Genomic DNA, 24,126 nt, shown 5'->3' on the forward strand with positions numbered 1-24,126 from the left:
GTTTTTCAGAATCGGGTTACCACTGCATTTCGCCCTTGGCGACTTTGGCGCTCAGCTCCAGCGAGCTTTCTTCGCCCAGTGTCGGGTAGCGTTTTTTCATCGCGGCGATCAGCGCGGCAGAGTCCTTGGCTTTCGCGGTTTCTGCATCGAACGCCTTGATGTAATCAGCGGTGAATTTCACGGCCGCCAGCGAACGGGCGCTGTCACCCAGGTAGTGACCCGGCACCACGGTTTTCGGTTTCAGGGTTTCGATCGAGTGCAGGGTTTCCAGCCAGTCGGCGTGGGATTGCGCGGTCTGGGTGTCGGCCATCCACACGTGGATGTTCTCGGCGACGACCACACCGCCGACCACAGCTTTCAGCGACGGGATCCACACGAAGCTGCGATCCGGCTGCTTGCCTTCCAGACCAACCACCTGCAGTTTCTGACCTTCGAGCATCAGGCTGTCGCCCTTGAGCACGCCCGGCACGATGGTTTTGGCCGGCACGTCGGCACCCATTTTCGGGCCCCAGAACGCAAGCTTGCCGTCGACGGTTTTTTTGATGTGATCAACGGTCGGTTGCGAAGCCAGCACCTTAGCGTCCGGGAAGGCTTTGGTCAGGGTGTCGAGACCGAAGTAGTAATCCGGGTCACCGTGGCTGATGTAGATGGTGGTCAGTTGCTTGCCGCTGGCGCGGATCTTCTCCACCACTTGCTCGGCCTGGGATTTGCCGAATTGCGCGTCCACCAGAATCGCGTCTTTCTCACCGCTGACCAGCACCGAAGTCACCGGGAAGATCGCGTTGGTGCCCGGGTTGTAAACGTCGAGGGTCAGATTCGCGGCCGCTGCATGGGCAGCAAAACCGAGGGTGGCGGTGGCCAGTAAAACGCGCTTGAGGATGGTTAAGCCGATCATGGGTTGCTCCGCTGTTCGAATGCCGTGCTTGGCGATGGGGACAGAGCTTAGTTGCCAGACTCGTTACAAAAAATGCGATGCTTGAACATAGTTTGTTTCTGAAAGCGGGCAAATCATGGATCGTCTCCAAGCAATGCGGGTGTTTGTCACGGTAGTGGATCTGGGCAGCCAGTCGGCGGCGGCCGATCACCTGGACCTGTCGCGCCCGGTAGTGTCGCGCTATCTGGCGGAACTGGAAGACTGGGTCGGCGCGCGCCTGATGCACCGCACCACGCGCAAGTTGAGCCTGACCGCCGCCGGCAACGAAATCCTGCCGCGCTGCCGGCAGATGCTGGAGCTGTCCGGCGACATGCAGGCCGCCGTCAGCGAACCTGCCGATGCGCCACGGGGTTTGCTGCGGATCAGCGTCAGTACCTCTTTCGGTCAGGCGCAACTGGCCGATGCCGTGGCGGCGTTCGTCAAAGCGTATCCGGGGGTGAACATCGATCTGCAAATGCTCGATCGCACCGTGAACCTGGTGGACGAGCGCATCGACCTGGCGATCCGCACCAGCAACGACCTCGACCCCAACCTGATCGCCCGGCGCCTGACGGTCTGCCGTTCGGTGGTCTGCGCCGCGCCCGCCTATCTGCAGGAACATCCGCAGCTGCAGCGGGTTGAAGATCTGAGCCGGCACAACTGCCTGACCCATTCCTATTTCGGCAAGAGCCTGTGGCATTTCGAGGAAGATGGCGAACCGGTCTCGGTGCCGGTGCAGGGCAACATCAGCGCCAACGAGGCCAGCACCCTGCTGCGCGCGACCCTGGCCGGCGCCGGCGTGGCGATGCTGCCGACCTATCAGGCCGGGGTGCATGTGCACAGCGGCGAACTGGTTCGCCTGCTGCCCCACGCCGAGCCGCGACAGATGAACATCTACGCCGTGTACGCCTCGCGCAAGCACATGCCGGCGGCGTTGCGCTGCATGCTGGATTTTCTGGTGCAGCGCTTTCCCGAAAACCCGCAATGGGATGTCGGGCTGTAATTCCGTTCGCAGAGCCGCTGGCAACTCCACGGCGCTGACCTATGCTGAAAGTAGTACCCAAGGGTATTCGTTCAGAGGTCAACGCCATGAACACCAGAACAAGAAGATACCTCGCGATTTTCATCACCTGCGCGGCCACGCTGGCGCTGTACGGCACCGCGGCATGGCGCGTGGAGCAGTTGCGGCAACTGCCCCGTGAGTACGCGAGCTGCAACTTCGAGCGCTGCATCCCTCACAACGCCACCCTCAACGCCCTGCGCTGACGCAGGACGTCTGTGGGAGTGAGCTTGCTCACGAAGGCGGCGTGTCAGGTGGCAAAACTGCCGGCTGATACACCGTCTTCGCGAGCAAGCTCGCTCCCACCTATTCACTCTCTTGTTGTTCGGATTTGAGTCGGTCGCGGAACGCCTTTGGCGAGATCCCCACCCGGCGCCGGAACAGGCGCGTGAAGTTGGTCGGATCGGAAAACCCCAACACCTCGGACATCTCGTAAATCGTCATGCTCGTATAAGTCAGCAGACGCTTGGCTTCCAGCAACTGACGCTCGTGCATGATCTGCAACGCCGGCTGCCCCGCCAGTTCACGGCAGGTGCCGTTGAGGTGCGAGACGGAAATCCCCAGCCGATGGGCCAGATCTTCGACCTTGACGTGCTGGCGGTAGGTTTCTTCCACCAGTTGAATGAACCCGTTGAGGTATTCGCGCTGACGTTGCGGGCGTTGCGTGGCGTTGTGGCGGTGGATCGCCTGACGGCTGACCCAGACCATGATCACGCTGACCAGCGAATGCATGAGCATTTCCCGCGCCGGTTGATGGCCGTTGTACTCGGCCTGCAACGCGGCAAACAGACTGTTGAGGTACTCCGCGTCCTTGCCCGCCGGGTAGCTTTCGGCCTGGGCCAGGGCCTGCACCGCGCTGCCCAGTTGCGCCTGCAAATGGTTGATCAAAGGTGTGGCGAGGGTGACGACGAATCCTTCGACGTCCTCGGAAAAACGGAATCCATGCACCGATAACGGCGGCAGGATCTGGATCGCGGCTTCATTCAGTTGCGTGCGTTGGCCTTCGATTTCAAGCTCTGCCTGACCTTTGAATACGAAGAGCAACTGGCACAAATCGGCGTGGCGATGGGGTTTGATTTCCCATTGGTGTTCGCGGCTGCGTTTGGAAATGGTTTCACAGTGCAGCAAGTCAGGGGTCGGCCAGTCCAGGCTTTCACCGTAGAGCTTGAACACCGGAATCGAAGGCAGGTCAGGCTTGTTCATCACTTCAATCCAGGCCTCGAGGTTTGCGGGCGATAATCGCACCGATTGGCAGAATGTACAGGTATCGGCTCAGTTTTCACCTTCAATTGACAGACCCGCAAGGGAAAAATGCAAGCACTCGAATCCTGAAAATCATTCACCGGCGTTTGTCGCGTGAAGCTTGCGAGTCATAAAAACAATGAAAACGCTGAAAACCCAAGTCGTCATCATCGGCGCCGGTCCGTCCGGATTGTTGCTCGGCCAACTGTTGCACAACGCCGGCATCGACACCCTGATTCTGGAGCGCCAGACACCTGACTACGTGCTCGGCCGAATCCGCGCCGGCGTGCTTGAACAAGGCATGGTAGAGCTGTTGCGCGAGGCTGGCGTAGGTCAGCGGATGGATGCCGAAGGTCTGGTGCACGGTGGTTTCGAACTGGCCCTCGACGGGCGCCGGATCCACATCGACCTGCAAGCCCTGACCGGCGGAAAAACCGTGATGGTCTACGGCCAGACCGAGGTCACTCGCGACCTGATGGCCGCTCGTCGGGAGACCGGCGGACAGACAATCTATGAAGCCAGCCATGTCGTTCCCTGTGGCATGAAAAGCGACGAAGCCTATGTCACCTTCGAAAAAGACGGCGAAACCTGGCGCGTCGATTGCGACTACATCGCCGGTTGCGACGGTTTCCACGGCGTGGCCCGGCAGTCGATTCCCGAGGATTGCCTGAAAGTCTTCGAACGGGTTTATCCGTTCGGCTGGCTGGGGATTCTCGCCGACACGCCACCGATTCATGATGAGCTGGTCTACGCCCGCCACGAACGCGGCTTCGCCCTGTGCAGCATGCGGTCGGCGACTCGCACCCGTTATTACCTGCAAGTGCCGGCCGAAGAAAACGTCGATGACTGGTCGGATCAGCGTTTCTGGGATGAACTGCGCAATCGTCTGCCGGAGGATCTGGCACAGAAACTGGTGACCGGTCCGTCGATTGAAAAGAGCATCGCGCCGCTGCGCAGTTTTGTGGTCGAGCCAATGCAGTACGGGCGGATGTTTCTGGTCGGGGATGCGGCGCACATCGTTCCGCCGACCGGCGCCAAGGGTCTGAATCTGGCAGCCAGCGATGTCAGCACGCTGTTCAGGATTCTGCTGAAGGTTTACCGCGAAGGTCGCACTGACTTGCTGGAGAAATACTCGGAGATCTGCCTGCGCCGGGTGTGGAAAGCCGAGCGGTTTTCCTGGTGGATGACCTCGATGCTGCACCGCTTCGACGAGCATGATGATTTCAGCCAGCGGATCTGCGCTTCGGAACTGGACTACTTTGTCAGCTCAGAGGCGGGGCAAAAAACCATTGCAGAAAATTACGTCGGGCTTCCTTATGAGGCTATCGAATAGCCTGCTACCGACTTACACTGGCGAGCATCCCCGCTCGCCTGGCGATCTGCGGGACACTCACTGCCCGCAGGTTTTGCCCGTGACCAATCTCAACCATCCCGAAACGCCCAAACCGGCCATTCGCAGCGTGCTGGTCGCGCTGATGATGGCGATCTTTCTCGGTGCGCTGGACCAGACCATCGTCGCCGTTTCCATGCCGGCCATCTCCGCCCAGTTCAAGGACGTCAGCCTGCTGGCCTGGGTGATTTCCGGCTACATGGTGGCGATGACCGTGGCGGTGCCGATCTACGGCAAGCTCGGCGATCTGTACGGGCGGCGCAAACTGATGCTGTTCGGCATGGGCCTGTTCACGCTCGCCTCGCTGTTCTGCGGCATGGCCCAGAGCATGGAGCAACTGGTGCTGGCGCGGATCTTCCAAGGCATCGGTGCCGGCGGGATGATTTCGGTGAGCCAAGCGATCATCGGCGATATCGTGCCGCCTCGCGAACGCGGGCGTTATCAGGGTTATTTCAGCAGCATGTACGCGGTGGCCAGCGTCGCCGGCCCGGTGCTCGGCGGTTACATGACCGAGTACCTGTCGTGGCGCTGGGTGTTTCTGATCAACCTCCCGTTGGGCCTCGGCGCTTACTGGGTGGCGCGACGCAACCTGATCGGCCTGCCGATTCCCCAGCGCAAACCAATCATCGACTACCTCGGCACGCTGCTGATGATCATCGGCCTGACCGCGCTGTTGCTGGCGATCACTCAGGTCGGCCAGGGGCATGCGTGGCGAAGCAGCGAAGTGCTCGGTCTGTTCGCTTGCGCGGTGGCGGTTTTGGCGGTGTTCGTCTGGCATGAGCGGCGCGCCCGGGAGCCGTTGCTGCCGATGCACCTGTTCACCAACCGCAGCGCCCTGCTGTGCTGGTGCACGATTTTCTTTTGCAGCTTCCAGGCGATTTCCCTGATTGTGCTGATGCCGCTGCGCTTTCAGAGCGTGACCGGCGCCGGGGCCGACAGCGCTGCATTGCACCTGCTGCCGCTGGCGATGGGTTTGCCGATCGGCGCGTATTTCGCCGGACGTCGCACCTCGATTACCGGGCGCTACAAACCGCAGATTCTGACCGGCGCGCTGCTGATGCCGATCTCGATCCTCGGCATGGCCTTCAGCCCGCCGGATGCGACGTTGCTCAGCAGCCTGTTCATGTTGCTCAGCGGGATCGCCGGTGGCATGCAGTTCCCGACCTCGCTGGTCGGTACGCAGAATTCGGTGGAGCAAAAGGACATCGGCGTCGCCACCAGCACCACCAACCTGTTCCGCTCCCTGGGCGGCGCGGTGGGGGTGGCGTTGATGTCGGCGCTGTTGCTGGCGCTGTTGCAGGACTCCAGTTTCGCCCACCTGGCCGGCAGCTCGCTGATGAGCGAAGGGCATTCCGGCAACGTGCTGCTCGATGGCCTGAACGCGGCGCCCGGCGACGCGCAGAATGCCTTGCGTGCCGAGTTGCTGGTGACGTTCCGGCATTTGCTGATGGTCAGCGCGGCGGTGTCGCTGCTCGGGCTGGCGGCGGCGATTGCGATGCCGAACCGGTTGTTGCGGGGCCGTGAGCACGGCGCTCGCTGATTGATGCGGATGGCTCCCACACGCGGCGTGGGAGCTTTCAGCATTCAAGCACTGTAATAACCGACCGCCACCAGCATGTTCCCGACCTTCTTCAGGTAGGCATGCTTGTCCTCGACCTTGCCGGTCACCGGGTTTTTCCAGCGGTACTCGTACTCGCCCTCATCCTGTTTGCCGATCAGCGCCAGAATCGGTTCGCCCACCGGTTTGCCTTCCGGGTCATCGACCTTGGCGAAATCGGTGTTGATCAACCGCAGGTTGGTGCCGTGGGCGACGTAGCGCCGGTTGTCGAGATTGACCACGAACACATACAGGTCGTCCTGCAGGTAACCACCCTTGAGCGAGTTGATTGCGGACAGCGTGCCCTTCTCGTCCTTGGTCAAATCGGTGGCCGCTTTGTCGAGCAACGCTTTCGCCTGTTCTGCCGACGCACGCGGCAGGTAATAACCCACCGCCAGAATCCGCTGACCGATGCGTTGATAGTAAACGTGCTTGCGCTCGACCTTGCCGTCGGACCAGTTCTGCCAGCGGTATTCGGCCTGCTGGATGCCGTTGCCTTCCGGCACTTTCAAGGCGTCCTTGAAGGACTTCTGCAAGTCCGGCCCGAGGACTTCGCTGACGTCGCGACCGATCAATGCCGACGACGGCCCACCGCTGGCGAGCATCACGCCCTTGGTGTCGACCACGAACACGTAACGGTCCTTGTCGACGAATTCGCCCTGTCGGCTGAACGCCGCGAACGCCTTGTCGCCGTTGTCGTGGTAATAGGCCAGAGCCTTTTCCAGCAAGGCGATGGCGGCCTTGCTGTCGTCTTTTTCCGTGGTGGCCGCGTTGGCCTGACCGAAACTCAACAGCAGCACCGCGCCGAGCCAGGCCAGCTTGTGCACAAACCCCATGACGCATCCCTCGTTCTTGTTGGTGTTTCAAGAGCGTAGACGGCCTGAAGGCATGTATGGATATTCAGAAAGCTTCTGAATGTTGCTGTGGCGAGGGCGTTCATTCCCTCGCCATACAAGAGGCTTACGGACGGGCGTTGAGTTGCTGCTGCAGGTTCTGGATCTGCGCTTGCAGGGTGTTGATGTTGCGGGTCATCTGCCCACGGAAGGCATCGAACTCGGCAGTGTTGGTGCCGCCCTGCGCAGCGGCCGGACGGTTGTCCTGCTCGCTTTTGAGGATGACGATTTCCTGCTCCAGACGATCGATTGCAGGGTTCGACCCACTTTGTTTCTTCAGGGCCGTGATGTCGGCACCGAGGCTCTTGAACTGCGCATCGAAACCCTTCACCTGTGCATCGAAGCTCTTGAGCTGGGCGTCAAGCTTGCTGGTGTCGGCCGGGGTGCTTTTCAGCGTGGCCAGTTCGGCGCTCAGGGCTTTGACCTGGGCTTGCAACTGGGTGTTGGCGTTCTGTTGTTCGGTGGTCTGGGCGGTCATCTGCGCCAGGCGCTTGTCCAGATCCGTCGCCTGCCCGGCCACGCCCTGCTGCTGTTTGCTCTGATCCTGAAGCGCGCTTTGCAGCTGTTTGATCTGCAGCTTCAGGGCTTCGCTGTCGGTGGTGACGTTGGTCTGGCTGGCCACGACCTTGCCGGAAATGTCCTGCAAGCGCCCCGCTGCTTCCTCACTGATGCGCGCGAAACTTTCCTGGGTCGCCACCAGTTGCTGCTCCATCAGCGAAATCTGCTGGAAGCTCCACCAGGCCAGACCGATGAAGGCGAAGAACAATGCGCCGACCAGTGCCCACAACGGCCCGGTGCTGGCGGCTTTGACCTTGACCACCGGCGGCGTGCGCGAATGCAAGGTGGTGCGGGCGGTGGCCGGAAAATCGTCGTCATAGAGAGTATCGGCGCGCAGGCTCGGTACATCGTCGAAATCGTCGTGGGCATCGTTACGCATGGACATTGAGGCAACCTTTGTGAAACGCGGTGATGGCAGATTGGGGCGAAGTATAAACCCCGCGGCCGCTGGGGTTGACCCTCAAGCCGTGGCGCGGTTCAGTGCCGGCCGGCAGATTCGTATCAACGAATGTCCTGGGCCTTCCACCAGCCACAGAACTCATCGAGGGCCGTCCACAGACTGACTTTCGGATCGTAGTCCAGATAATGCCGGGCGCGACTGATGTCGAGGGTGAAATTTTTGTTCATCACCTGCATGCCCAGGCGCGACAGGGTCGGCTCGGGACGCCCGGGCCAGAGCTTGCACACACCTTCGTTAAGCGCCGCCACGCTGTAGGCCAGACCATAGGAACGGTACTTGGTGACCTGTGGGACTTCCATCTTGCGCATCACGTAATTGACCACATCCCACAGCGGCACCGGGGCGCCGTTGCTGATGTTGTAGGCCTTGCCCAGTGCGGAGGCGTCGGCCAGCAGACTGCTGAGCAACGCTTCGTTGAGGTTGTGCACGCTGGTGAAATCGACCTTGTTCAGACCGTTGCCGATGATCGCCAGACGGCCCTTGCGCTGCATGTTCAGCAAGCGCGGGAAGATGCTCATGTCGCCGGCGCCGGTGACGAAACGCGGGCGCAGGGCGAGGGTTTCGAGACCGAATTCCTGGGCGCCGAAGACCTTTTGCTCGGCCAGGTATTTGGTCGCGGCGTAGTGATGCTTGAAGCGCTTGGGCACTTGTTCTTCGGTCAGGCCGAGGTGGTCGCGACCGTCAAAGTAGATCGAGGGCGACGACAGATGCACCAGCCGCCGAACCCGTTGTTTCAGGCAGGCCTCGACCACGTTTTCGGTGACCTGGACGTTGCCCTGATGGAAGTCCTGATACCGGCCCCACAAGCCGACCGCACCGGCGCAATGCACCACGGCTTCGACATCGCTGCACAGCGCACGCACCAGATCCGGATCGCTCAAATCGCCTTGAACGAACTCGGCGCCGCGACGCACCAGATGCTCGACACCCTCGGCCCGGCGACCGTTGACCCGCACGTCCAGGCCCTGCTCCAGGGCGAAACGCGCAAAGCGTCCGCCAATGAAGCCGCTTGCGCCGGTGACCAGAATTTTCATGTAGAGCTCCGCTGTCTTTCGTTTTGCCTGATTCGTGAGTCTTGACGCTGGCCGTCAGTCCAACGGCACCAGCCATTGCGCCGACGAGCGCACCAATTGCTCGGTCAACAGCCCGAGCAACTGACCGCCATTGCGCCAATGATGCCAGTACAAGGGCACGTCGATCGGTTTATCTGGCAACAGTTCGCGCAGCAAGCCGCGCTCCAGCTGCTCGCGCACCTGCAATTCCGGCACCAGTCCCCAGCCGAGCCCGACTTCGGTCAGGCGGATAAAACCTTCGGACGACGGGCACAGGTGATGTTCGAAACCGCCATCGACGCCGAGGGACGCGAGGTATCGATGCTGCAGAAAGTCGTCCGGGCCAAATACCAGCGCCGGGGTGCGCGGCAATTGTTCGGCCCGCACGCCATCGGGAAAATGCCGCTCGATGAACGCCGGACTGGCCAGCGCTCGATAGCGCATCGCCCCGAGCAACACGCTGCGCGCGCCTGCCACCGGTCGCTCACTGGCGCACAGGCAACCGGCCACTTCACCGGCGCGCATGCGTTTGAGGCCGACGGTCTGGTCTTCGACGATCAGATCGAGCAATAGATGTTGTTCGGCGCAGAATTCGCCCACCGCCTCGGCCCACCAGGTGGCGAGGCTGTCGGCATTCAGGGCGATGCGCAGGCGCTCCGGCAGGCCTTCTTCGTCCAGCGCCGGCACCAGCGTCTGCAAATCCCGCTCGAGCAGGCGCACTTGCTGCACATGGTTGAGAAGACGTCGGCCAATCTCGGTCGGCGACGGCGGCGTGCCACGCACCAAAACCGGCTGGCCGACCCGCGCTTCCAGCAGTTTGATCCGCTGGGAAATCGCCGATTGCGAAAGGCCAAGCACCTGCGCCGCCCGTTCGAATCCGGCCTGCTCGACCACAGCGGCCAGAGCGGAAAGCAATTTGTAGTCGAACATCAGTTTTCCTAATGAGCGATCAGCACTATTTGTTATTCTTATACAGCGTCGACCGGGAGAATAGCCAGCAAGCACTCTTTATCAAGGACCATCCCCATGGCTGGCGAAACCTCGTTGACCACCCTGTTGCGCAGCATGAGCCCGCAGCTCAATGCCGGCGAATACGTCTTCTGCACCTTGCGCGACGGCCAGTTGCCGAGCGGCCTGGAAGTTGTAGGCAGTTTCCGTGAACAGGAAGGCCTGACGGTGATTCTCGAACGGTCCCACGCCGAGCGCGCCGGTTTCAGCTTCGACTACGTCGCGGCCTGGATCACCTTGAACGTTCATTCGGCGCTGGAAGCCGTCGGCCTGACCGCCGCATTCGCCACCGCACTGGGCAAGGCCGGGATCAGCTGCAACGTGATTGCCGGTTATTACCACGACCATTTGTTCGTCGGTCAGGCCGACGCCGAACGCGCCATGCAAGTGCTGCGCGATCTCGCAGCCAACGCGGAGTAACCGTCATGTGGCAAAGCTATACCAACGGTTTGCTGGTGGCGTTCGGGCTGATCATGGCGATCGGCACCCAGAATGCCTTTGTCCTGGCGCAGAGCCTGCGGCGTGAACATCACCTGCCAGTCGCGGCGCTGTGCGTTGCCTGTGATGCGTTGCTGGTGGCGGCAGGAGTGTTCGGTCTGGCCACGGTGCTGGCGCAGAACCCGACGTTGCTGGCGGTTGCCCGCTGGGGCGGCGCGGTGTTTCTGATCTGGTACGGCAGCCAGGCGTTGCGCCGGGCCTTCTCGAAACAGAGTTTGCAGCAGGGTGAAAACCAGACCGTACGTTCGCTGCGGGCGGTGATGCTCAGCGCACTGGCGGTGACGCTGCTCAACCCGCACGTCTATCTCGACACCGTTTTGCTGATCGGTTCTCTCGGCGCGCAACAGTCGGTGCCCGGCGCTTATGTGATTGGCGCGGCGAGTGCTTCGCTGCTGTGGTTCTTCACCCTGGCGTTCGGCGCGGCATGGCTCGCACCGTGGCTGGCGCGGCCGAGTACGTGGCGGATTCTCGATCTGTTGGTCGCGGTGATGATGTTCACGGTGGCGGGTCAGCTCATTCTGGCTTCGTGATTATTCCAAACAGCTCTGGAACCTCTATCCCACACAGTTGTTGCGTGGTTAAGCCGCACCCCCGGTGCTATGATCCGAACCCTGCGCCGCAAAGAGTAAAAACTCGCCGGTGCATTTCTGGCCGCCCGTGATCGGCCTTGCGCTCACCGCAACAGACCTGATTAGGAGAATCATCATGGCTTTCGAATTGCCGCCGCTGCCTTACGCACACGATGCCCTGCAGCCGCACATTTCCAAGGAAACCCTGGAATTCCACCACGACAAGCACCACAACACCTACGTCGTGAACCTGAACAACCTGGTGCCAGGCACCGAGTTCGAAGGCAAGACCCTGGAAGAAATCGTCAAGACTTCCTCGGGCGGCATCTTCAACAACGCCGCTCAGGTCTGGAACCACACCTTCTACTGGAACTGCCTGGCGCCAAACGCCGGCGGTCAACCAACCGGCGCACTGGCTGAAGCCATCAACGCGGCTTTCGGTTCGTTCGACAAGTTCAAGGAAGAGTTCAGCAAAACCTCGATCGGCACCTTCGGCTCCGGCTGGGGCTGGCTGGTGAAAAAGGCTGACGGTTCCCTGGCTCTGGCCAGCACCATCGGCGCCGGCAACCCGCTGACCAGCGGCGACACCCCGCTGCTGACCTGCGACGTGTGGGAACACGCTTACTACATCGACTACCGTAACCTGCGTCCAAAATACGTCGAGGCGTTCTGGAACCTGGTCAACTGGAAGTTCGTGGCCGAGCAGTTCGAAGGCAAGACCTTCACCGCTTAAGCTGCACGCCAGACAAAAAACCCGGCCATTGCCGGGTTTTTTTCTGCCCGCAGAAATCATCATGGGTGAGTCGCATCACAAACAGGGCCTTTTCCCACACGTAAAGCAGCCCTTCTCGCCTTGCTCCCAAGCCACGGCGAACTACCATCAAAAGAGGAAAAATTGTCCGACGCCCCTCAAGTTGGAGACCGAAACTACCGACACAGTACAAATAGGGCAAATACTCCAGACAGCAGCATTTCGGCCAAGGCCACGGACAAATTTTCCGCGGCTCGATTGTCCCTTTGACTGCCAACACGGGATTGCCAATACTCATGGCAACTTGACGCTACCCGCACGGAACAAGGAATAACCCTTTGAAGCTGGAACTCAAGAACAGCTTGTCGGTGAAGTTGCTCCGGGTCGTGCTCCTGTCGGCATTGATCGTCGGCGTGGTCTTGAGCTGCGCGCAGATCGTTTTCGATGCCTATAAAACACGCCAGGCCGTCGCCGGCGATGCCGAACGCATCCTCGACATGTTCCGCGATCCCTCTACCCAGGCGGTCTACAGCCTGGACCGGGAGATGGGCATGCAGGTGATCGAAGGCCTGTTCCAGGACGACGCCGTGCGCCAGGCCTCCATCGGCCATCCCAACGAAGCGATGCTCGCGCAAAAGTCGCGTGAGCTGCAGCATTCCAACAGCCGCTGGCTGACCGACCTGATTCTTGGCCAGGAACGCACCTTCACCACCCAACTGGTGGGACGCGGCCCCTACAGCGAATATTACGGCGACCTGAGCATCACCCTCGACACCGCCACCTACGGGCAGGGGTTCATCGTCAGCTCGGTGATCATCTTCATTTCCGGTGTGTTGCGTGCCTTGGCCATGGGTCTGGTGCTGTACCTGGTCTATCACTGGCTGTTGACCAAACCGCTGTCGCGGATCATCGAACACCTCACCGAGATCAACCCGGACCGCCCCAGCGAACACAAGATTCCGCAGCTCAAGGGCCACGAGAAAAACGAACTGGGTATCTGGATCAACACCGCCAACCAGTTGCTCGAATCCATCGAACGCAACACCCACCTGCGCCACGAGGCGGAAAACAGTCTGTTGCGCATGGCCCAGTACGACTTCCTCACCGGCCTGCCGAACCGCCAGCAATTGCAGCAGCAACTGGACAAGATCCTGGTGGATGCCGGCAAGCTGCAGCGTCGGGTTGCGGTGTTGTGTGTCGGACTGGATGACTTCAAAGGCATCAACGAACAATTCAGCTACCAGACCGGCGACCAGTTGTTGCTGGCCCTGGCTGACCGGCTACGCGCCCACAGCGGTCGCCTCGGCGCCCTCGCCCGTCTCGGCGGCGACCAGTTCGCGCTGGTGCAGGCCGATATCGAACAGCCTTACGAAGCGGCGGAACTGGCGCAAAGCATTCTCGATGACCTGGAAGCGCCGTTCGCCCTCGATCATCAGGAAATCCGCCTGCGCGCGACCATCGGCATCACCCTGTTCCCGGAGGACGGCGACAGCACCGAGAAGCTGTTGCAGAAAGCCGAGCAGACCATGACCCTGGCCAAGACCCGCTCGCGCAACCGCTATCAGTTCTACATCGCCAGCGTCGACAGCGAGATGCGCCGCCGTCGCGAACTGGAAAAAGACCTGCGCGATGCCTTGCTGCGCAATCAGTTCTACCTCGTCTATCAGCCGCAGATCAGCTACCGCGATCACCGTGTAGTCGGGGTCGAAGCATTGATCCGCTGGCAACATCCGGAACACGGTCTGGTGCCGCCGGACCTGTTCATCCCGCTGGCCGAGCAGAACGGCACCATCATCGCCATCGGCGAATGGGTGCTGGATCAGGCCTGCAAGCAACTGCGCGACTGGCACGATCAGGGCTTCGTCGACCTGCGCATGGCGGTCAACCTGTCCACCGTGCAACTGCACCACGCCGAGCTGCCACGGGTGGTCAACAATCTGTTGCAGATGTACCGCCTGCCACCGCGGAGCCTGGAGCTGGAAGTCACCGAAACCGGCCTGATGGAAGACATCAGCACCGCCGCCCAGCACCTGCTGAGCCTGCGCCGCTCCGGCGCCTTGATCGCCATTGACGACTTCGGCACCGGCTACTCCTCACTGAGCTATCTCAAGAGTCTGCCGCTGGACAAGATCAAGATCGACAAGAGCTTCGTCCAGGACCTGCTGGATGACGACGATGACGCGACCATCGTTCGCGCCATCATTCAACTGGGCAAGAGCCTGGGCATGCAGGTGATCGCCGAGGGCGTGGAAACCGCCGAACAGGAAACCTACATCATCTCCGAAGGCTGCCACGAAGGTCAGGGTTACCACTACAGCAAACCGCTGCCGGCGCGCGAGCTGAGCGTTTATCTCAAGCAGGCCCAGCGCAGCAACGCGGCCATCCTCTGAAGTCTCCCTGCGAAGCCCGGCAAAACCCTTGATCCGCCGGGCGTGGTCTACGCTGTTGATCCAGCGCAACCCCCACGCAAATAGGAAATATTTCCAGCTACAACCCTTTACACATAATGCGAAAGATTTGCATTATGTCGCAGCTTTTGCGCCCCCCCGCGCCTGTCCACTCAATTACCGAAGCAGGATGTTCGCCATGATTCGTATGCCTCTGGCTACCGCCAGTCTGCTGGCCATCGCTATTTCCCTCGCCGGTTGCGGCGAAGGTAAAGACAAAGAAAAGGCCGCCGCTCCTGCGCCGACTCCGGCTGCGAGCACCGCTGCACCGGCTGCGCCTGCTGCCGCCGGTAAAGTCGACGAGGCCGCCGGCAAAGCCGTTGTCTCGCACTACGCCGACATGGTCTTCGCCGTTTACAGCGATGCCGAATCCACCGCGAAAACCCTGCAAACCGCCATCGACGCGTTCCTCGCCAAGCCGAACGCCGACACCCTGAAAGCCGCCAAGGCTGCCTGGGTTGCCGCTCGCGTTCCTTACCTGCAGAGCGAAGTGTTCCGCTTCGGCAACACCATCATCGACGACTGGGAAGGTCAGGTGAACGCCTGGCCTCTGGACGAAGGCCTGATCGACTACGTCGACAAGTCCTACGAACACGCACTGGGCAACCCCGGCGCCACCGCCAACATCATCGCCAACACCGAAGTACAGGTCGGCGAAGACAAGGTCGACGTCAAGGACATCACCCCGGAAAAACTCGCCAGCCTGAACGAGCTGGGCGGCTCCGAAGCCAACGTTGCCACCGGCTACCACGCCATCGAATTCCTGCTCTGGGGCCAGGACCTGAACGGCACCGGCCCTGGCGCCGGCAACCGTCCGGCCTCGGACTACCTGGAAGGCGCCGGCGCCACCGGCGGTCACAACGATCGTCGTCGTGCCTACCTGAAAGCCGTGACCCAGCTGCTGGTCAGCGACCTGGAAGAAATGGTCGGCAACTGGAAGCCGAACGTGGCCGACAACTACCGTGCCACCCTGGAAGCCGAACCGGCTGAAAGCGGCCTGCGCAAAATGCTGTTCGGCATGGGCAGCCTGTCCCTGGGCGAGCTGGCCGGCGAGCGCATGAAGGTGTCCCTGGAAGCGAACTCCCCGGAAGACGAACAGGATTGCTTCAGCGACAACACCCACAACTCGCACTTCTACGATGCCAAGGGCATTCGTAACGTTTACCTGGGCGAGTACACCCGCGTCGACGGCACCAAAATGACCGGCGCCAGCCTGTCGTCGCTGGTGGCCAAGGTTGATCCGGCTGCCGACACCGCGCTGAAAGCCGATCTGGCCGCCACCGAAGCCAAGATCCAGGTCATGGTCGATCACGCCAACAAGGGTGAGCACTACGACCAGTTGATCGCGGCCGGCAACACCGCCGGCAACCAGATTGTCCGTGACGCCATCGCTTCGCTGGTCAAGCAGACCGGTTCGATCGAAGCCGCTGCCGGCAAACTGGGCATCAGCGACCTGAACCCGGACAACGCCGATCACGAGTTCTGATCACAGCGTCCGCGTTAAAAAAGGCGACCTTCGGGTCGCCTTTTTCGTTCTGGCTGACCTGACGTGCATCAAGCAAACGATAATTCCTCTTATTCAAACCCCCTCGCCCTGTTAGACTTTGCGCCTTTAAATTCGCCCCTCTTGCAGGAAGTCTGATGCCCTCGCTGCCTCTTCGCTTGTCCGCACTGTTTCTGGCCCTGGGCCTGAGTGCCTGCGATGACGCCCCGCGCTTCACCAAGGCCGAGCCGGGTGAGGCTCGTTCCGGTGGCACCGCGACCGTGCGCAAGAGCGATCAGAACGCGTTTTCCCTGCCGTCCGCCAATCTGCCACCGTCGCGGCGAGTGGACTTCAGCGTCGGCAACAGTTTCTTTCGCAGCCCGTGGGTGATCGCGCCGTCGACCACCACCGCACGCGATGGCCTCGGTCCGCTGTTCAACACCAACGCCTGCCAGAACTGCCACATCAAGGACGGCCGCGGCCATCCACCGACTCCGGACGCGGCCAACGCGGTGTCGATGCTGGTGCGCCTGTCGATTCCCGATGCGCCGGCCTATGCCAAGGTCATTGAGCAAGTGGGCGTGGTGCCCGAGCCGGTCTACGGTGGCCAGTTCCAGGACATGGCCGTCCCCGGCGTCGCGCCGGAAGGCAAGGTGCGGGTCGATTACACGCCAGTACCGGTCCGCTTCAAGGACGGCACCGAGGTCGAGCTGCGCAAACCGGTCTTGCAGATCACCCAGCTCGGCTACGGCCCGATGCACCCGGACACACGTTTCTCGGCTCGCGTTGCGCCGCCGATGATCGGCCTGGGCCTGCTCGAAGCGATCCCGGAAGAAGCGATCCTCGCCAACGCCGCCGCGCAGGCCAAAGAGAACAACGGCATCAACGGCCGGCCAAACCGGGTCTGGGACGATGAGCAGCAAAAGACCGTCATGGGCCGATTTGGCTGGAAAGCCGGCCAACCGAACCTCAATCAACAAAATGTTCACGCGTTTTCTGGTGATATGGGCCTCACCACCAGCCTGAGACCGTTTGATGACTGCACCGACGCGCAAACCGCCTGCAAACAGGCGCCGAACGGCAACGGCCCGGACGGCGAACCTGAAGTCAGCGACAACATCCTGCGCCTGGTGCTGTTCTACAGCCGCAACCTCGCCGTTCCCGCCCGCCGTGGGGTCAACGATGCGCAGGTGCTGGCCGGCAAGAATCTGTTTTTCCAGGCTGGCTGCCAGTCCTGCCACACACCGAAATACACCACCGCCGCCAACGCGGCCGAACCTGAACTGGCCAATCAAGTGATTCGCCCGTACAGCGATCTGCTGCTGCATGACATGGGCGAAGGTCTGGCGGACAACCGCACGGAATTCCAGGCCTCCGGCCGCGACTGGCGCACCCCGCCGCTGTGGGGCATCGGCCTGACACAGGCCGTCAGCGGCCACACCCAGTTTCTGCATGACGGCCGCGCCCGCAACCTGCTCGAAGCCGTGCTCTGGCACGGCGGCGAAGCGAAGGCGGCGCAGCAACAGGTTTTGTCTTTCAACGCCGAGCAGCGTGCCGCGCTGCTGGCGTTCTTGAACTCACTTTAAACACTTAAAAGAATCGGGAGCCCGACATGTTCCGTCCCAAGCTGTTGTTCACCAGCCTTGCCGCACTGGCCCTCGGCGCGTGCTCGCCGCAGGATCCGCAAGCCGTCACCTCGGCGGCCATCGCCAAATCGGTGATCCTGCCGACCTACACCCGCTGGGTCGAAGCCGACAAGCAACTGGCCGTGAGCGCCCTCGCCTACTGCCAGGGCAAAGAGTCGCTGGACACCGCCCGTGCCGACTTCCTGCACGCGCAGAAAGCCTGGGCCGAATTGCAACCGCTGCTGATCGGCCCGCTGGCCGAGGGCAACCGTTCGTGGCAGGTGCAGTTCTGGCCGGACAAGAAAAACCTGGTCGGCCGTCAGGTCGAGCAACTGGTCACCGCGCAGCCGCAGATCGATGCCGCCGCACTGGCCAAGTCCAGCGTCGTGGTGCAAGGCCTGTCCGCTTACGAGTACATCCTGTTCGACGCCAAGCCTGACGTCGCCAACGACGCGCAGAAAGCCAAATACTGCCCACTGCTGGTGGCCATCGGCGAGCGTCAGAAACAACTGGCCGAAGAGATTCTCAGCAGCTGGAACAACACCGACGGCATGCTCGCGCAGATGAGCAAGTTCCCGAACCAGCGCTACGCCGACTCCCACGAAGCGATCGCCGATCTGCTGCGGGTACAGGTCACCGCCCTCGACACCCTGAAGAAAAAACTCGGCACACCGATGGGCCGTCAGAGCAAGGGCGTGCCTCAGCCGTTCCAGGCTGACGCATGGCGCAGCCAGTCGTCCATGGAGTCGCTGGAAGCCAGCCTCGCGGCGGCCAAAACCGTCTGGGAAGGCGTCGACAACAAAGGCCTGCGCGGCCTGCTGCCGGCTGAGCAAAAGCCGCTGGCGGACAAGATCGATGCAGCCTACGCAGCGTCGCTCAAACTGTTCGGCAGCACTCAGCGCTCGCTGACTGAAATGCTCAACGATGACGCCGGTCGCCAGCAGCTCAACGACATCTACGACAGCCTCAACGTCGTCCACCGCCTGCACGAAGGCGAGCTGGCCAAGGCGCTGGGCATCCAACTGGGCTTCAACGCCAACGACGGTGACTGATGAGGGCACGTGCCATGCTGCGACGCCAGGCTCTGACTTTAGGTAGTTTGCTGCTGGGAGCAGTGACACTGGGCGGCTGGACGCTGTTCAAACGCAAGGACCAAAACCCGCTGCTGCTGTCGGCGCGGGACGACACCGACGGCAAGCATTACGCCGTCGGTTATCGGCTGGACGGCACCCAGGTGTTTGCCACCGAAGTCGGCCAGCGCTGCCACGACATCATCAATCACCCAACGCTTTCGATCGCGCTGTTCGTCGCCCGCCGGCCGGGCACCGAGAGCTACCTGATCGACCTGCGCAACGGTGGATTGCTGCAAACCGTGACGGCGCAGCCGAACCGGCATTTCTACGGACATGCGGTGATCCACCACAGCGGCGACTATCTGTACGCCACCGAAAACGACACCACCGATCCGGGCCGTGGCCTGCTCGGGGTGTACAAATTCGAAGGCGAACGGCTGGTGCACAGCGGCGAGATTTCCACCCACGGTCTCGGCCCGCATCAGGTGTCGTGGATGCCCGACGGTGAAACCCTGGTGGTGGCCAATGGCGGCATCCGCACCGAGGCCGAAAGCCGGGTCGACATGAACCTCGACGCCATGGAGCCGAGCCTGGTGCTGATGCAGCGCGACGGCACCCTGCTGAGCAAGGAAACCCTCGCCCAGCAGATGAACAGCGTGCGCCACCTGGGGATCGCCAGCGACGGCACCATCGTCGCCGGCCAGCAATTCATGGGGCCTTCCCATGAGCGCTCGGAGCTGCTGGCGATCAAACGTCCCGGCCAGCCATTCGTGGCGTTCCCGGTGCCGGACCATCAGTTGCAGTCGATGGGTCATTACACCGCCAGCGTCGCCGTGCACAGCGACCTGCGTCTGGTGGCACTGACCGCACCGCGCGGCAACCGCTTCTTCATCTGGGATCTGGACAGCGGCGAAGTTCGCCTCGATGCCCCATTGCCTGACTGCGCCGGCGTCGGTGCGGTGAAAGACGGGTTCGTCGTGACCTCCGGTCAGGGACGCTGCCGCTACTACGATTGCCGTCAGGACGATCTTCTGGCCAAACCGCTGGATTTGCCCGCAGGGCTCTGGGACAACCATCTTCATCTGATGGCCTGAAATTCGCCGCCGACCGTTCGGTCGGCGGCCCCGCTTTCCTCCACCTTCTTCCCTTACACCCGGTAAAAACTGGCAGTTGGAATCCCTGCCGGACTCGGGGTAATGTGCCCGCCTGTCTCGCCTGATTTTCTCCAAGGAACTGGAAATATGCTGCGTCGCCGCATGCTGATCATGTTGGGTGTTGTACTGCTGATCGTTCTGCTTCTCGCCGGTTACAAGGCCTTCTCGATCTATACGATGATCCAGGGCTTTTCCAAGCCGAAGCCGCCGATCAGCGTCGCCGTGGCCACGGCCGTCGAGCGCCCGTGGCAGATGCGTCTGCCCACCGTCGGCACGCTGAAAGCGCTGCAAGGCGTCGACCTGAGTCTGGAGAACGCCGGCACCGTCACCGAGCTGAAATTCGAATCGGGGCAGAAGGTCAAGGCCGGCCAGCCCTTGCTGCAACTGGACAGCGCCGTCGAAGCCGCCTTTCTCGAAACCGCCAAGGCCGATCTCGGCCTCGCACAGCTGGATTACGGTCGCGGCAGCCAGCTCGTCGGCAGCAGCGCCATCTCCAAAGGCGAGTTCGACCGGCTCTCGGCGCAGCTGCAAAAGAACAAGGCCACGGTCAATCAACTCAATGCGGCGCTGGCGAAAAAACGCATCGTCGCGCCCTTCAGCGGCACCATCGGCATCCGCCTCGTGGACATCGGCGACTACCTCGCCAGCGGCACCAAGATCGCCACCCTGCAGGATCTGAGCAGCCTCTACGCCGACTTCTACGTGCCCGAACAGTCGGTGCCGAAACTGGCCATCGGTCAGCCGGTACAGATCACGGTCGCGGCGTACCCCGGCCAGAGCTTCACCGGCGCCATTACCGCGATCAACCCGATCGTCGAAAGCACCACCCGTAACATTCTGGTGCGCGCCACCCTGGCCAACCCCGACGGCAAGTTGCTGCCGGGCATGTTCACCAGCATCGAGGTGCTGCTGCCGGATCCGCAGAAACACATCGTGGTTCCGGAAAGCGCGATCACCTACACCCTCTACGGCAACTCGACGTACGTGGTCACCCAGAAGAAAGCCGAAGACGGCTCCGTCGAAAAGGACGACAAGGGCCAGCCTGTGCTGATCGCCGAGCGTCGGTTCGTCGAGACCGGCGAACGCCGCGATGGCCAGGTGATGATCAACAAGGGCGTGCAGAGCGGCGAACAGGTGGTGACGGCCGGCCAGATCAAACTGGACAACGGCGCCCACATTGCCATCAGCGACGACAAGACCCTCGGCGAGCAGAACAGTCCGCCCCGCGCCGACTGATCAAGGAAACCCCATGGCTTTTACCGATCCGTTCATCCGCCGCCCGGTGCTCGCCACCGTGGTCAGCCTGCTGATTGTGCTGCTGGGTTTCCAGGCCTGGAGCAAGCTGCCGCTGCGCCAGTATCCGCAAATGGAAAACGCCCTGATCACGGTGACCACCGCGTACCCCGGGGCCAACGCCGAAACCATTCAGGGCTACATCACCCAGCCGATGCAACAGAGCCTGGCCAGCGCCGAGGGCATCGACTACATGACCTCGGTCAGTCGCCAGAACTTCTCGGTGATTTCGATCTACGCGCGCATCGGCTCCAACAGCGACCGTTTGTTCACCGAACTGCTGGCCAAGGCCAACGAGGTGAAGAACAAGCTGCCTCAGGACGCCGAAGATCCGGTGCTGAGCAAGGAAGCCGCCGACGCCTCGGCGCTGATGTACATCAGCTTCTTCAGCAAGGAGCTGAACAACCCGCAGATCACCGACTACCTGTCGCGGGTGATCCAGCCGAAACTGGCGACCCTGCCGGGCATGGCCGAGGCGGAGATTCTCGGCAACCAGGTGTTCGCCATGCGCCTGTGGATCGACCCGGTGAAACTCGCCGGCTTCGGCCTCAGCGCCAGCGACGTGACCAACGCGGTGCGCCAGTACAACTTCCTCTCCGCCGCCGGCGAAGTGAAAGGCGAGTACGTGGTCACCAGCATCAACGCCAACACCGAACTGAAGTCCGCCGAAGCCTTCGGCAAGATCCCGCTCAAGGTCAGCGGTGACAGCCGGGTGTTGCTCAGCGATGTGGCACGGGTCGAGATGGGTGCGGAAAACTACAACTCGATCAGTTCGTTCGGCGGCACGCCCTCGGTGTACATCGGGATCAAGGCCACGCCCGGCGCCAACCCGCTGGAAGTGATCAAGGAAGTGCGCAAGATCATGCCGGAGCTGGAAGCCCAGCTGCCGCCCAACCTCAAGAGCGAGATCGCCTACGACGCCACGCTGTTCATCCAGGCCTCCATCGACGAAGTGGTGAAAACCCTGTTCGAAGCGGTGCTGATCGTGATCGTGGTGGTGTTCCTGTTCCTTGGTGCGCTGCGTTCAGTGGTCATTCCGGTGGTGACGATTCCGCTGTCGATGATCGGCGTGATGTTCTTCATGCAGATGATGGGCTACTCGATCAACTTGCTGACCCTGCTGGCGATGGTGCTGGCCATCGGGCTGGTGGTCGACGACGCAATTGTGGTGGTGGAAAACATCCACCGGCACATCGAGGAAGGCAAGACACCAATGGACGCCGCGCTCGAAGGCGCCCGGGAAATCGCCATGCCGGTGGTGTCGATGACCATCACCCTGGCGGCAGTGTACGCACCGATCGGATTTCTCACCGGGCTGACGGGGGCACTGTTCAAGGAGTTTGCGTTGACCCTGGCCGGGGCGGTGGTGATCTCCGGCGTCGTCGCCCTGACCCTGTCGCCGATGATGTGCGCCTTGCTGCTGCGCCATGACGAAAACCCCACGGGCCTGGCCCACCGTCTCGACCGGATTTTCGACAGCCTCAAGCGCCGCTATCAGAGCATGCTGCACGGCACGCTCAATACCCGGCCGGTGGTGCTGGTGTTTGCGGTGATCGTGCTGTGCCTGATTCCGGTGCTGCTCAAGTTCACCAAGTCGGAACTGGCGCCGGACGAAGACCAGGGCATCATTTTCATGATGGCCAACGCCCCGCAGCCGACCAACCTCGATTACCTGAACACCTACACCGACGAGTTCATCAAGATCTTCAAGGAGTTCCCGGAGTACTACTCCTCGTTCCAGATCAACGGCTATAACGGGGTTCAGAGCGGCATCGGCGGTTTCCTGCTCAAGCCGTGGAACGAGCGCAGCCGCACGCAAATGGAAATCCTCCCCGAGGTACAGGGCAGACTCGAGGGCATTCCGGGCCTGCAGATCTTCGGCTTCAACCTGCCGTCCCTGCCTGGCACCGGTGAAGGCCTGCCGTTCGAGTTCGTGATCAACACCGCCAATGACTACGAGTTGTTGCTGCAGGTGGCCGACCGGATCAAGAAGCGCGCCATGGAGTCGGGCAAGTTCGCCTTCGTCGACCTCGACCTGGCTTTCGACAAACCCGAAGTGGTGGTCGACATCGACCGCGCCAAGGCTGCGCAGATGGGCGTGTCGATGCAGGATCTGGGTGGTACGCTTGCGACCTTGCTCGGCGAAGCCGAGATCAACCGGTTCACCATCGAAGGCCGCAGTTACAAGGTCATCGCACAGGTCGAACGGGCCTACCGCGACAACCCGGACTGGCTGAACAATTACTACGTGAAAAACACCCAGGGCGAACTGCTGCCGCTGTCGACCCTGATCACCGTGACCGACCGCGCACGACCGCGACAGCTCAACCAGTTCCAGCAACTCAACGCGGCCAAGCTGTCCGGGTTCCCGCTGGTGAGCATGGGCGAAGCTATCGACAGTGTGTTGCAGATCGCTCGGGAGGAGGCCCCGGCCGGGTTTGCCTTCGATTACGGCGGCGCCTCCCGGCAGTTCGTCCAGGAAGGCAGCGCGCTGTGGGTGACCTTTGCGTTAGCGCTGGCGATCATTTTCCTGGTGCTGGCGGCGCAGTTCGAGAGCTTCCGCGATCCACTGGTGATTCTGGTGACCGTGCCGTTGTCGATCTGCGGAGCGCTGATTCCGCTGTTCCTCGGCTGGTCGAGCATGAACATCTACACCCAGGTCGGGCTGGTGACATTGATCGGGCTGATCAGCAAGCACGGGATTCTGATCGTCGAGTTCGCCAACCAGTTACGCAAGGAGAAGGGCCTGACACCCCGTGAGGCGGTGGAGGAAGCGGCAGCGATTCGCCTGCGCCCGGTGTTGATGACCACCGCGGCGATGGTCTTCGGCATGGTGCCGCTGATCGTGGCTACCGGCGCCGGGGCGGTCAGCCGTTTCGACATCGGGACGGTGATTGCCACGGGGATGTCGATCGGGACATTGTTTACGCTGTTTGTCCTGCCGTGCGTTTACACCGTGCTGGCGAAACCCGATCCCAAGGCATGACGCAGTAAAAAAAGCCATGACGCAATAAAAAAGGCCTCGCATCAGCGAGGCCTTTGGCTCTTGTAGAAAGAGAT

20 protein-coding genes are annotated in these 24,126 nt (G+C 61.6%); 14 read left to right on the top strand and 6 right to left on the bottom strand.

Features of this window, described 5'->3' with window-relative positions; translation table 11 throughout:
• Positions 1 to 16: 16 nt before the first annotated feature.
• On the bottom strand, positions 17 to 895 hold the full coding sequence (locus ABTV87_RS23165) for an MBL fold metallo-hydrolase (protein WP_433898427.1): 879 nt from the start codon (positions 893 to 895) through the stop codon (positions 17 to 19).
• A gap of 115 nt (positions 896 to 1,010) precedes the next feature.
• Between ABTV87_RS23165 and ABTV87_RS23170 the strand changes: the two genes are divergently transcribed.
• Positions 1,011 to 1,916, top strand: coding sequence for a LysR family transcriptional regulator (locus ABTV87_RS23170; RefSeq protein WP_433898428.1), 906 nt, complete (start codon positions 1,011 to 1,013; stop codon positions 1,914 to 1,916).
• Positions 1,917 to 2,002: 86 nt separating this feature from the next.
• A complete protein-coding gene (locus ABTV87_RS23175; RefSeq protein WP_007953274.1) occupies positions 2,003 to 2,179 on the top strand; it encodes a hypothetical protein in 177 nt (58 codons plus the stop codon).
• A gap of 100 nt (positions 2,180 to 2,279) precedes the next feature.
• Here ABTV87_RS23175 and ABTV87_RS23180 read toward each other — a convergent pair whose 3' ends face one another.
• Positions 2,280 to 3,176, bottom strand: a complete 897-nt coding sequence (locus ABTV87_RS23180; RefSeq protein ID WP_433898429.1) for a helix-turn-helix domain-containing protein — start codon at positions 3,174 to 3,176, stop codon at positions 2,280 to 2,282.
• A 178-nt stretch (positions 3,177 to 3,354) separates the two neighbouring features.
• On the opposite strand from ABTV87_RS23180, the gene pobA reads away from it, so the two are divergent.
• Both pobA and ABTV87_RS23190 read left to right on the top strand, forming a co-directional pair.
• A complete protein-coding gene (gene pobA, locus ABTV87_RS23185; RefSeq protein WP_262195385.1) occupies positions 3,355 to 4,548 on the top strand; it encodes a 4-hydroxybenzoate 3-monooxygenase in 1,194 nt (397 codons plus the stop codon).
• Positions 4,549 to 4,627: 79 nt separating this feature from the next.
• On the top strand, positions 4,628 to 6,145 hold the full coding sequence (locus tag ABTV87_RS23190) for an MDR family MFS transporter (protein ID WP_273899232.1): 1,518 nt from the start codon (positions 4,628 to 4,630) through the stop codon (positions 6,143 to 6,145).
• Between the two features lie 44 nt (positions 6,146 to 6,189).
• On the opposite strand, the gene ABTV87_RS23195 is transcribed toward ABTV87_RS23190, so the two are convergent.
• From ABTV87_RS23195 to ABTV87_RS23210, 4 genes are all read right to left on the bottom strand, one after another.
• Positions 6,190 to 7,038, bottom strand: a complete 849-nt coding sequence (locus tag ABTV87_RS23195; RefSeq protein ID WP_085606706.1) for a cache domain-containing protein — start codon at positions 7,036 to 7,038, stop codon at positions 6,190 to 6,192.
• A 124-nt stretch (positions 7,039 to 7,162) separates the two neighbouring features.
• A complete protein-coding gene (locus ABTV87_RS23200) occupies positions 7,163 to 8,038 on the bottom strand; it encodes an ATPase (RefSeq protein ID WP_433898430.1) in 876 nt (291 codons plus the stop codon).
• 116 nt (positions 8,039 to 8,154) lie between these two features.
• A complete protein-coding gene (locus ABTV87_RS23205; protein ID WP_085684455.1) occupies positions 8,155 to 9,147 on the bottom strand; it encodes an NAD-dependent epimerase/dehydratase family protein in 993 nt (330 codons plus the stop codon).
• Positions 9,148 to 9,201: 54 nt separating this feature from the next.
• Positions 9,202 to 10,095 carry a LysR family transcriptional regulator ArgP gene (locus tag ABTV87_RS23210; RefSeq protein ID WP_221533558.1) on the bottom strand — a complete coding sequence of 298 codons (894 nt, stop codon included), beginning with the start codon at positions 10,093 to 10,095 and terminating at the stop codon, positions 9,202 to 9,204.
• Between the two features lie 96 nt (positions 10,096 to 10,191).
• On the opposite strand from ABTV87_RS23210, the gene ABTV87_RS23215 reads away from it, so the two are divergent.
• The 10 genes from ABTV87_RS23215 to ABTV87_RS23260 all read left to right on the top strand — a co-directional run bounded on the left by ABTV87_RS23215 (position 10,192) and on the right by ABTV87_RS23260 (position 24,052).
• Positions 10,192 to 10,593: an ACT domain-containing protein gene (locus tag ABTV87_RS23215; RefSeq protein WP_007953258.1), complete on the top strand. Its 402-nt coding sequence runs from the start codon at positions 10,192 to 10,194 to the stop codon at positions 10,591 to 10,593.
• A gap of 5 nt (positions 10,594 to 10,598) precedes the next feature.
• A complete protein-coding gene (locus ABTV87_RS23220) occupies positions 10,599 to 11,201 on the top strand; it encodes a LysE/ArgO family amino acid transporter (RefSeq protein WP_221533557.1) in 603 nt (200 codons plus the stop codon).
• A gap of 175 nt (positions 11,202 to 11,376) precedes the next feature.
• Positions 11,377 to 11,973, top strand: a complete 597-nt coding sequence (locus ABTV87_RS23225) for a superoxide dismutase (protein ID WP_003227660.1) — start codon at positions 11,377 to 11,379, stop codon at positions 11,971 to 11,973.
• A gap of 356 nt (positions 11,974 to 12,329) precedes the next feature.
• The gene (locus ABTV87_RS23230; protein WP_433898431.1) at positions 12,330 to 14,381 is read left to right on the top strand and encodes a putative bifunctional diguanylate cyclase/phosphodiesterase; all 2,052 of its coding nucleotides are present in this window, start codon (positions 12,330 to 12,332) and stop codon (positions 14,379 to 14,381) included.
• 196 nt (positions 14,382 to 14,577) lie between these two features.
• On the top strand, positions 14,578 to 15,924 hold the full coding sequence (locus tag ABTV87_RS23235) for an imelysin family protein (RefSeq protein ID WP_007953245.1): 1,347 nt from the start codon (positions 14,578 to 14,580) through the stop codon (positions 15,922 to 15,924).
• 155 nt (positions 15,925 to 16,079) lie between these two features.
• The gene (locus ABTV87_RS23240) at positions 16,080 to 17,507 is read left to right on the top strand and encodes a di-heme oxidoredictase family protein (RefSeq protein ID WP_127799663.1); all 1,428 of its coding nucleotides are present in this window, start codon (positions 16,080 to 16,082) and stop codon (positions 17,505 to 17,507) included.
• A gap of 26 nt (positions 17,508 to 17,533) precedes the next feature.
• On the top strand, positions 17,534 to 18,598 hold the full coding sequence (locus tag ABTV87_RS23245; protein ID WP_007953243.1) for an imelysin family protein: 1,065 nt from the start codon (positions 17,534 to 17,536) through the stop codon (positions 18,596 to 18,598).
• A 14-nt stretch (positions 18,599 to 18,612) separates the two neighbouring features.
• Entirely contained in the window at positions 18,613 to 19,713 is a 1,101-nt protein-coding gene (locus ABTV87_RS23250; RefSeq protein ID WP_433898432.1) for a DUF1513 domain-containing protein, read from the top strand.
• A 147-nt stretch (positions 19,714 to 19,860) separates the two neighbouring features.
• Positions 19,861 to 21,009, top strand: coding sequence for an efflux RND transporter periplasmic adaptor subunit (locus ABTV87_RS23255; protein WP_127799667.1), 1,149 nt, complete (start codon positions 19,861 to 19,863; stop codon positions 21,007 to 21,009).
• A 13-nt stretch (positions 21,010 to 21,022) separates the two neighbouring features.
• Entirely contained in the window at positions 21,023 to 24,052 is a 3,030-nt protein-coding gene (locus tag ABTV87_RS23260) for a multidrug efflux RND transporter permease subunit (protein WP_433898433.1), read from the top strand.
• The last annotated feature ends 74 nt before the right edge of the window (positions 24,053 to 24,126 follow it).

It is taken from the genome of Pseudomonas sp. PSE1(2024) (assembly GCF_050990555.1).
GTDB lineage: Bacteria > Pseudomonadota > Gammaproteobacteria > Pseudomonadales > Pseudomonadaceae > Aquipseudomonas > Aquipseudomonas aphyarum.

What these genes read in the sequence shown, in the direction of transcription:
- ABTV87_RS23170 (WP_433898428.1), top strand. Translation starts at nt 1,011, where the DNA reads ATGGATCGTCTCCAAGCAATGCGGGTGTTTGTCACGGTAGTGGATCTG.
- ABTV87_RS23260 (WP_433898433.1), top strand. Translation starts at nt 21,023, where the DNA reads ATGGCTTTTACCGATCCGTTCATCCGCCGCCCGGTGCTCGCCACCGTG.
- pobA (WP_262195385.1), top strand. Translation starts at nt 3,355, where the DNA reads ATGAAAACGCTGAAAACCCAAGTCGTCATCATCGGCGCCGGTCCGTCC.
- ABTV87_RS23225 (WP_003227660.1), top strand. Translation starts at nt 11,377, where the DNA reads ATGGCTTTCGAATTGCCGCCGCTGCCTTACGCACACGATGCCCTGCAG.
- ABTV87_RS23165 (WP_433898427.1), bottom strand. Translation starts at nt 895, where the DNA reads ATGATCGGCTTAACCATCCTCAAGCGCGTTTTACTGGCCACCGCCACC.
- ABTV87_RS23195 (WP_085606706.1), bottom strand. Translation starts at nt 7,038, where the DNA reads ATGGGGTTTGTGCACAAGCTGGCCTGGCTCGGCGCGGTGCTGCTGTTG.
- ABTV87_RS23245 (WP_007953243.1), top strand. Translation starts at nt 17,534, where the DNA reads ATGTTCCGTCCCAAGCTGTTGTTCACCAGCCTTGCCGCACTGGCCCTC.
- ABTV87_RS23175 (WP_007953274.1), top strand. Translation starts at nt 2,003, where the DNA reads ATGAACACCAGAACAAGAAGATACCTCGCGATTTTCATCACCTGCGCG.
- ABTV87_RS23215 (WP_007953258.1), top strand. Translation starts at nt 10,192, where the DNA reads ATGGCTGGCGAAACCTCGTTGACCACCCTGTTGCGCAGCATGAGCCCG.
- ABTV87_RS23205 (WP_085684455.1), bottom strand. Translation starts at nt 9,147, where the DNA reads ATGAAAATTCTGGTCACCGGCGCAAGCGGCTTCATTGGCGGACGCTTT.
- ABTV87_RS23250 (WP_433898432.1), top strand. Translation starts at nt 18,613, where the DNA reads ATGCTGCGACGCCAGGCTCTGACTTTAGGTAGTTTGCTGCTGGGAGCA.
- ABTV87_RS23255 (WP_127799667.1), top strand. Translation starts at nt 19,861, where the DNA reads ATGCTGCGTCGCCGCATGCTGATCATGTTGGGTGTTGTACTGCTGATC.
- ABTV87_RS23210 (WP_221533558.1), bottom strand. Translation starts at nt 10,095, where the DNA reads ATGTTCGACTACAAATTGCTTTCCGCTCTGGCCGCTGTGGTCGAGCAG.
- ABTV87_RS23180 (WP_433898429.1), bottom strand. Translation starts at nt 3,176, where the DNA reads ATGAACAAGCCTGACCTGCCTTCGATTCCGGTGTTCAAGCTCTACGGT.
- ABTV87_RS23240 (WP_127799663.1), top strand. Translation starts at nt 16,080, where the DNA reads ATGCCCTCGCTGCCTCTTCGCTTGTCCGCACTGTTTCTGGCCCTGGGC.
- ABTV87_RS23220 (WP_221533557.1), top strand. Translation starts at nt 10,599, where the DNA reads ATGTGGCAAAGCTATACCAACGGTTTGCTGGTGGCGTTCGGGCTGATC.
- ABTV87_RS23200 (WP_433898430.1), bottom strand. Translation starts at nt 8,038, where the DNA reads ATGTCCATGCGTAACGATGCCCACGACGATTTCGACGATGTACCGAGC.
- ABTV87_RS23235 (WP_007953245.1), top strand. Translation starts at nt 14,578, where the DNA reads ATGATTCGTATGCCTCTGGCTACCGCCAGTCTGCTGGCCATCGCTATT.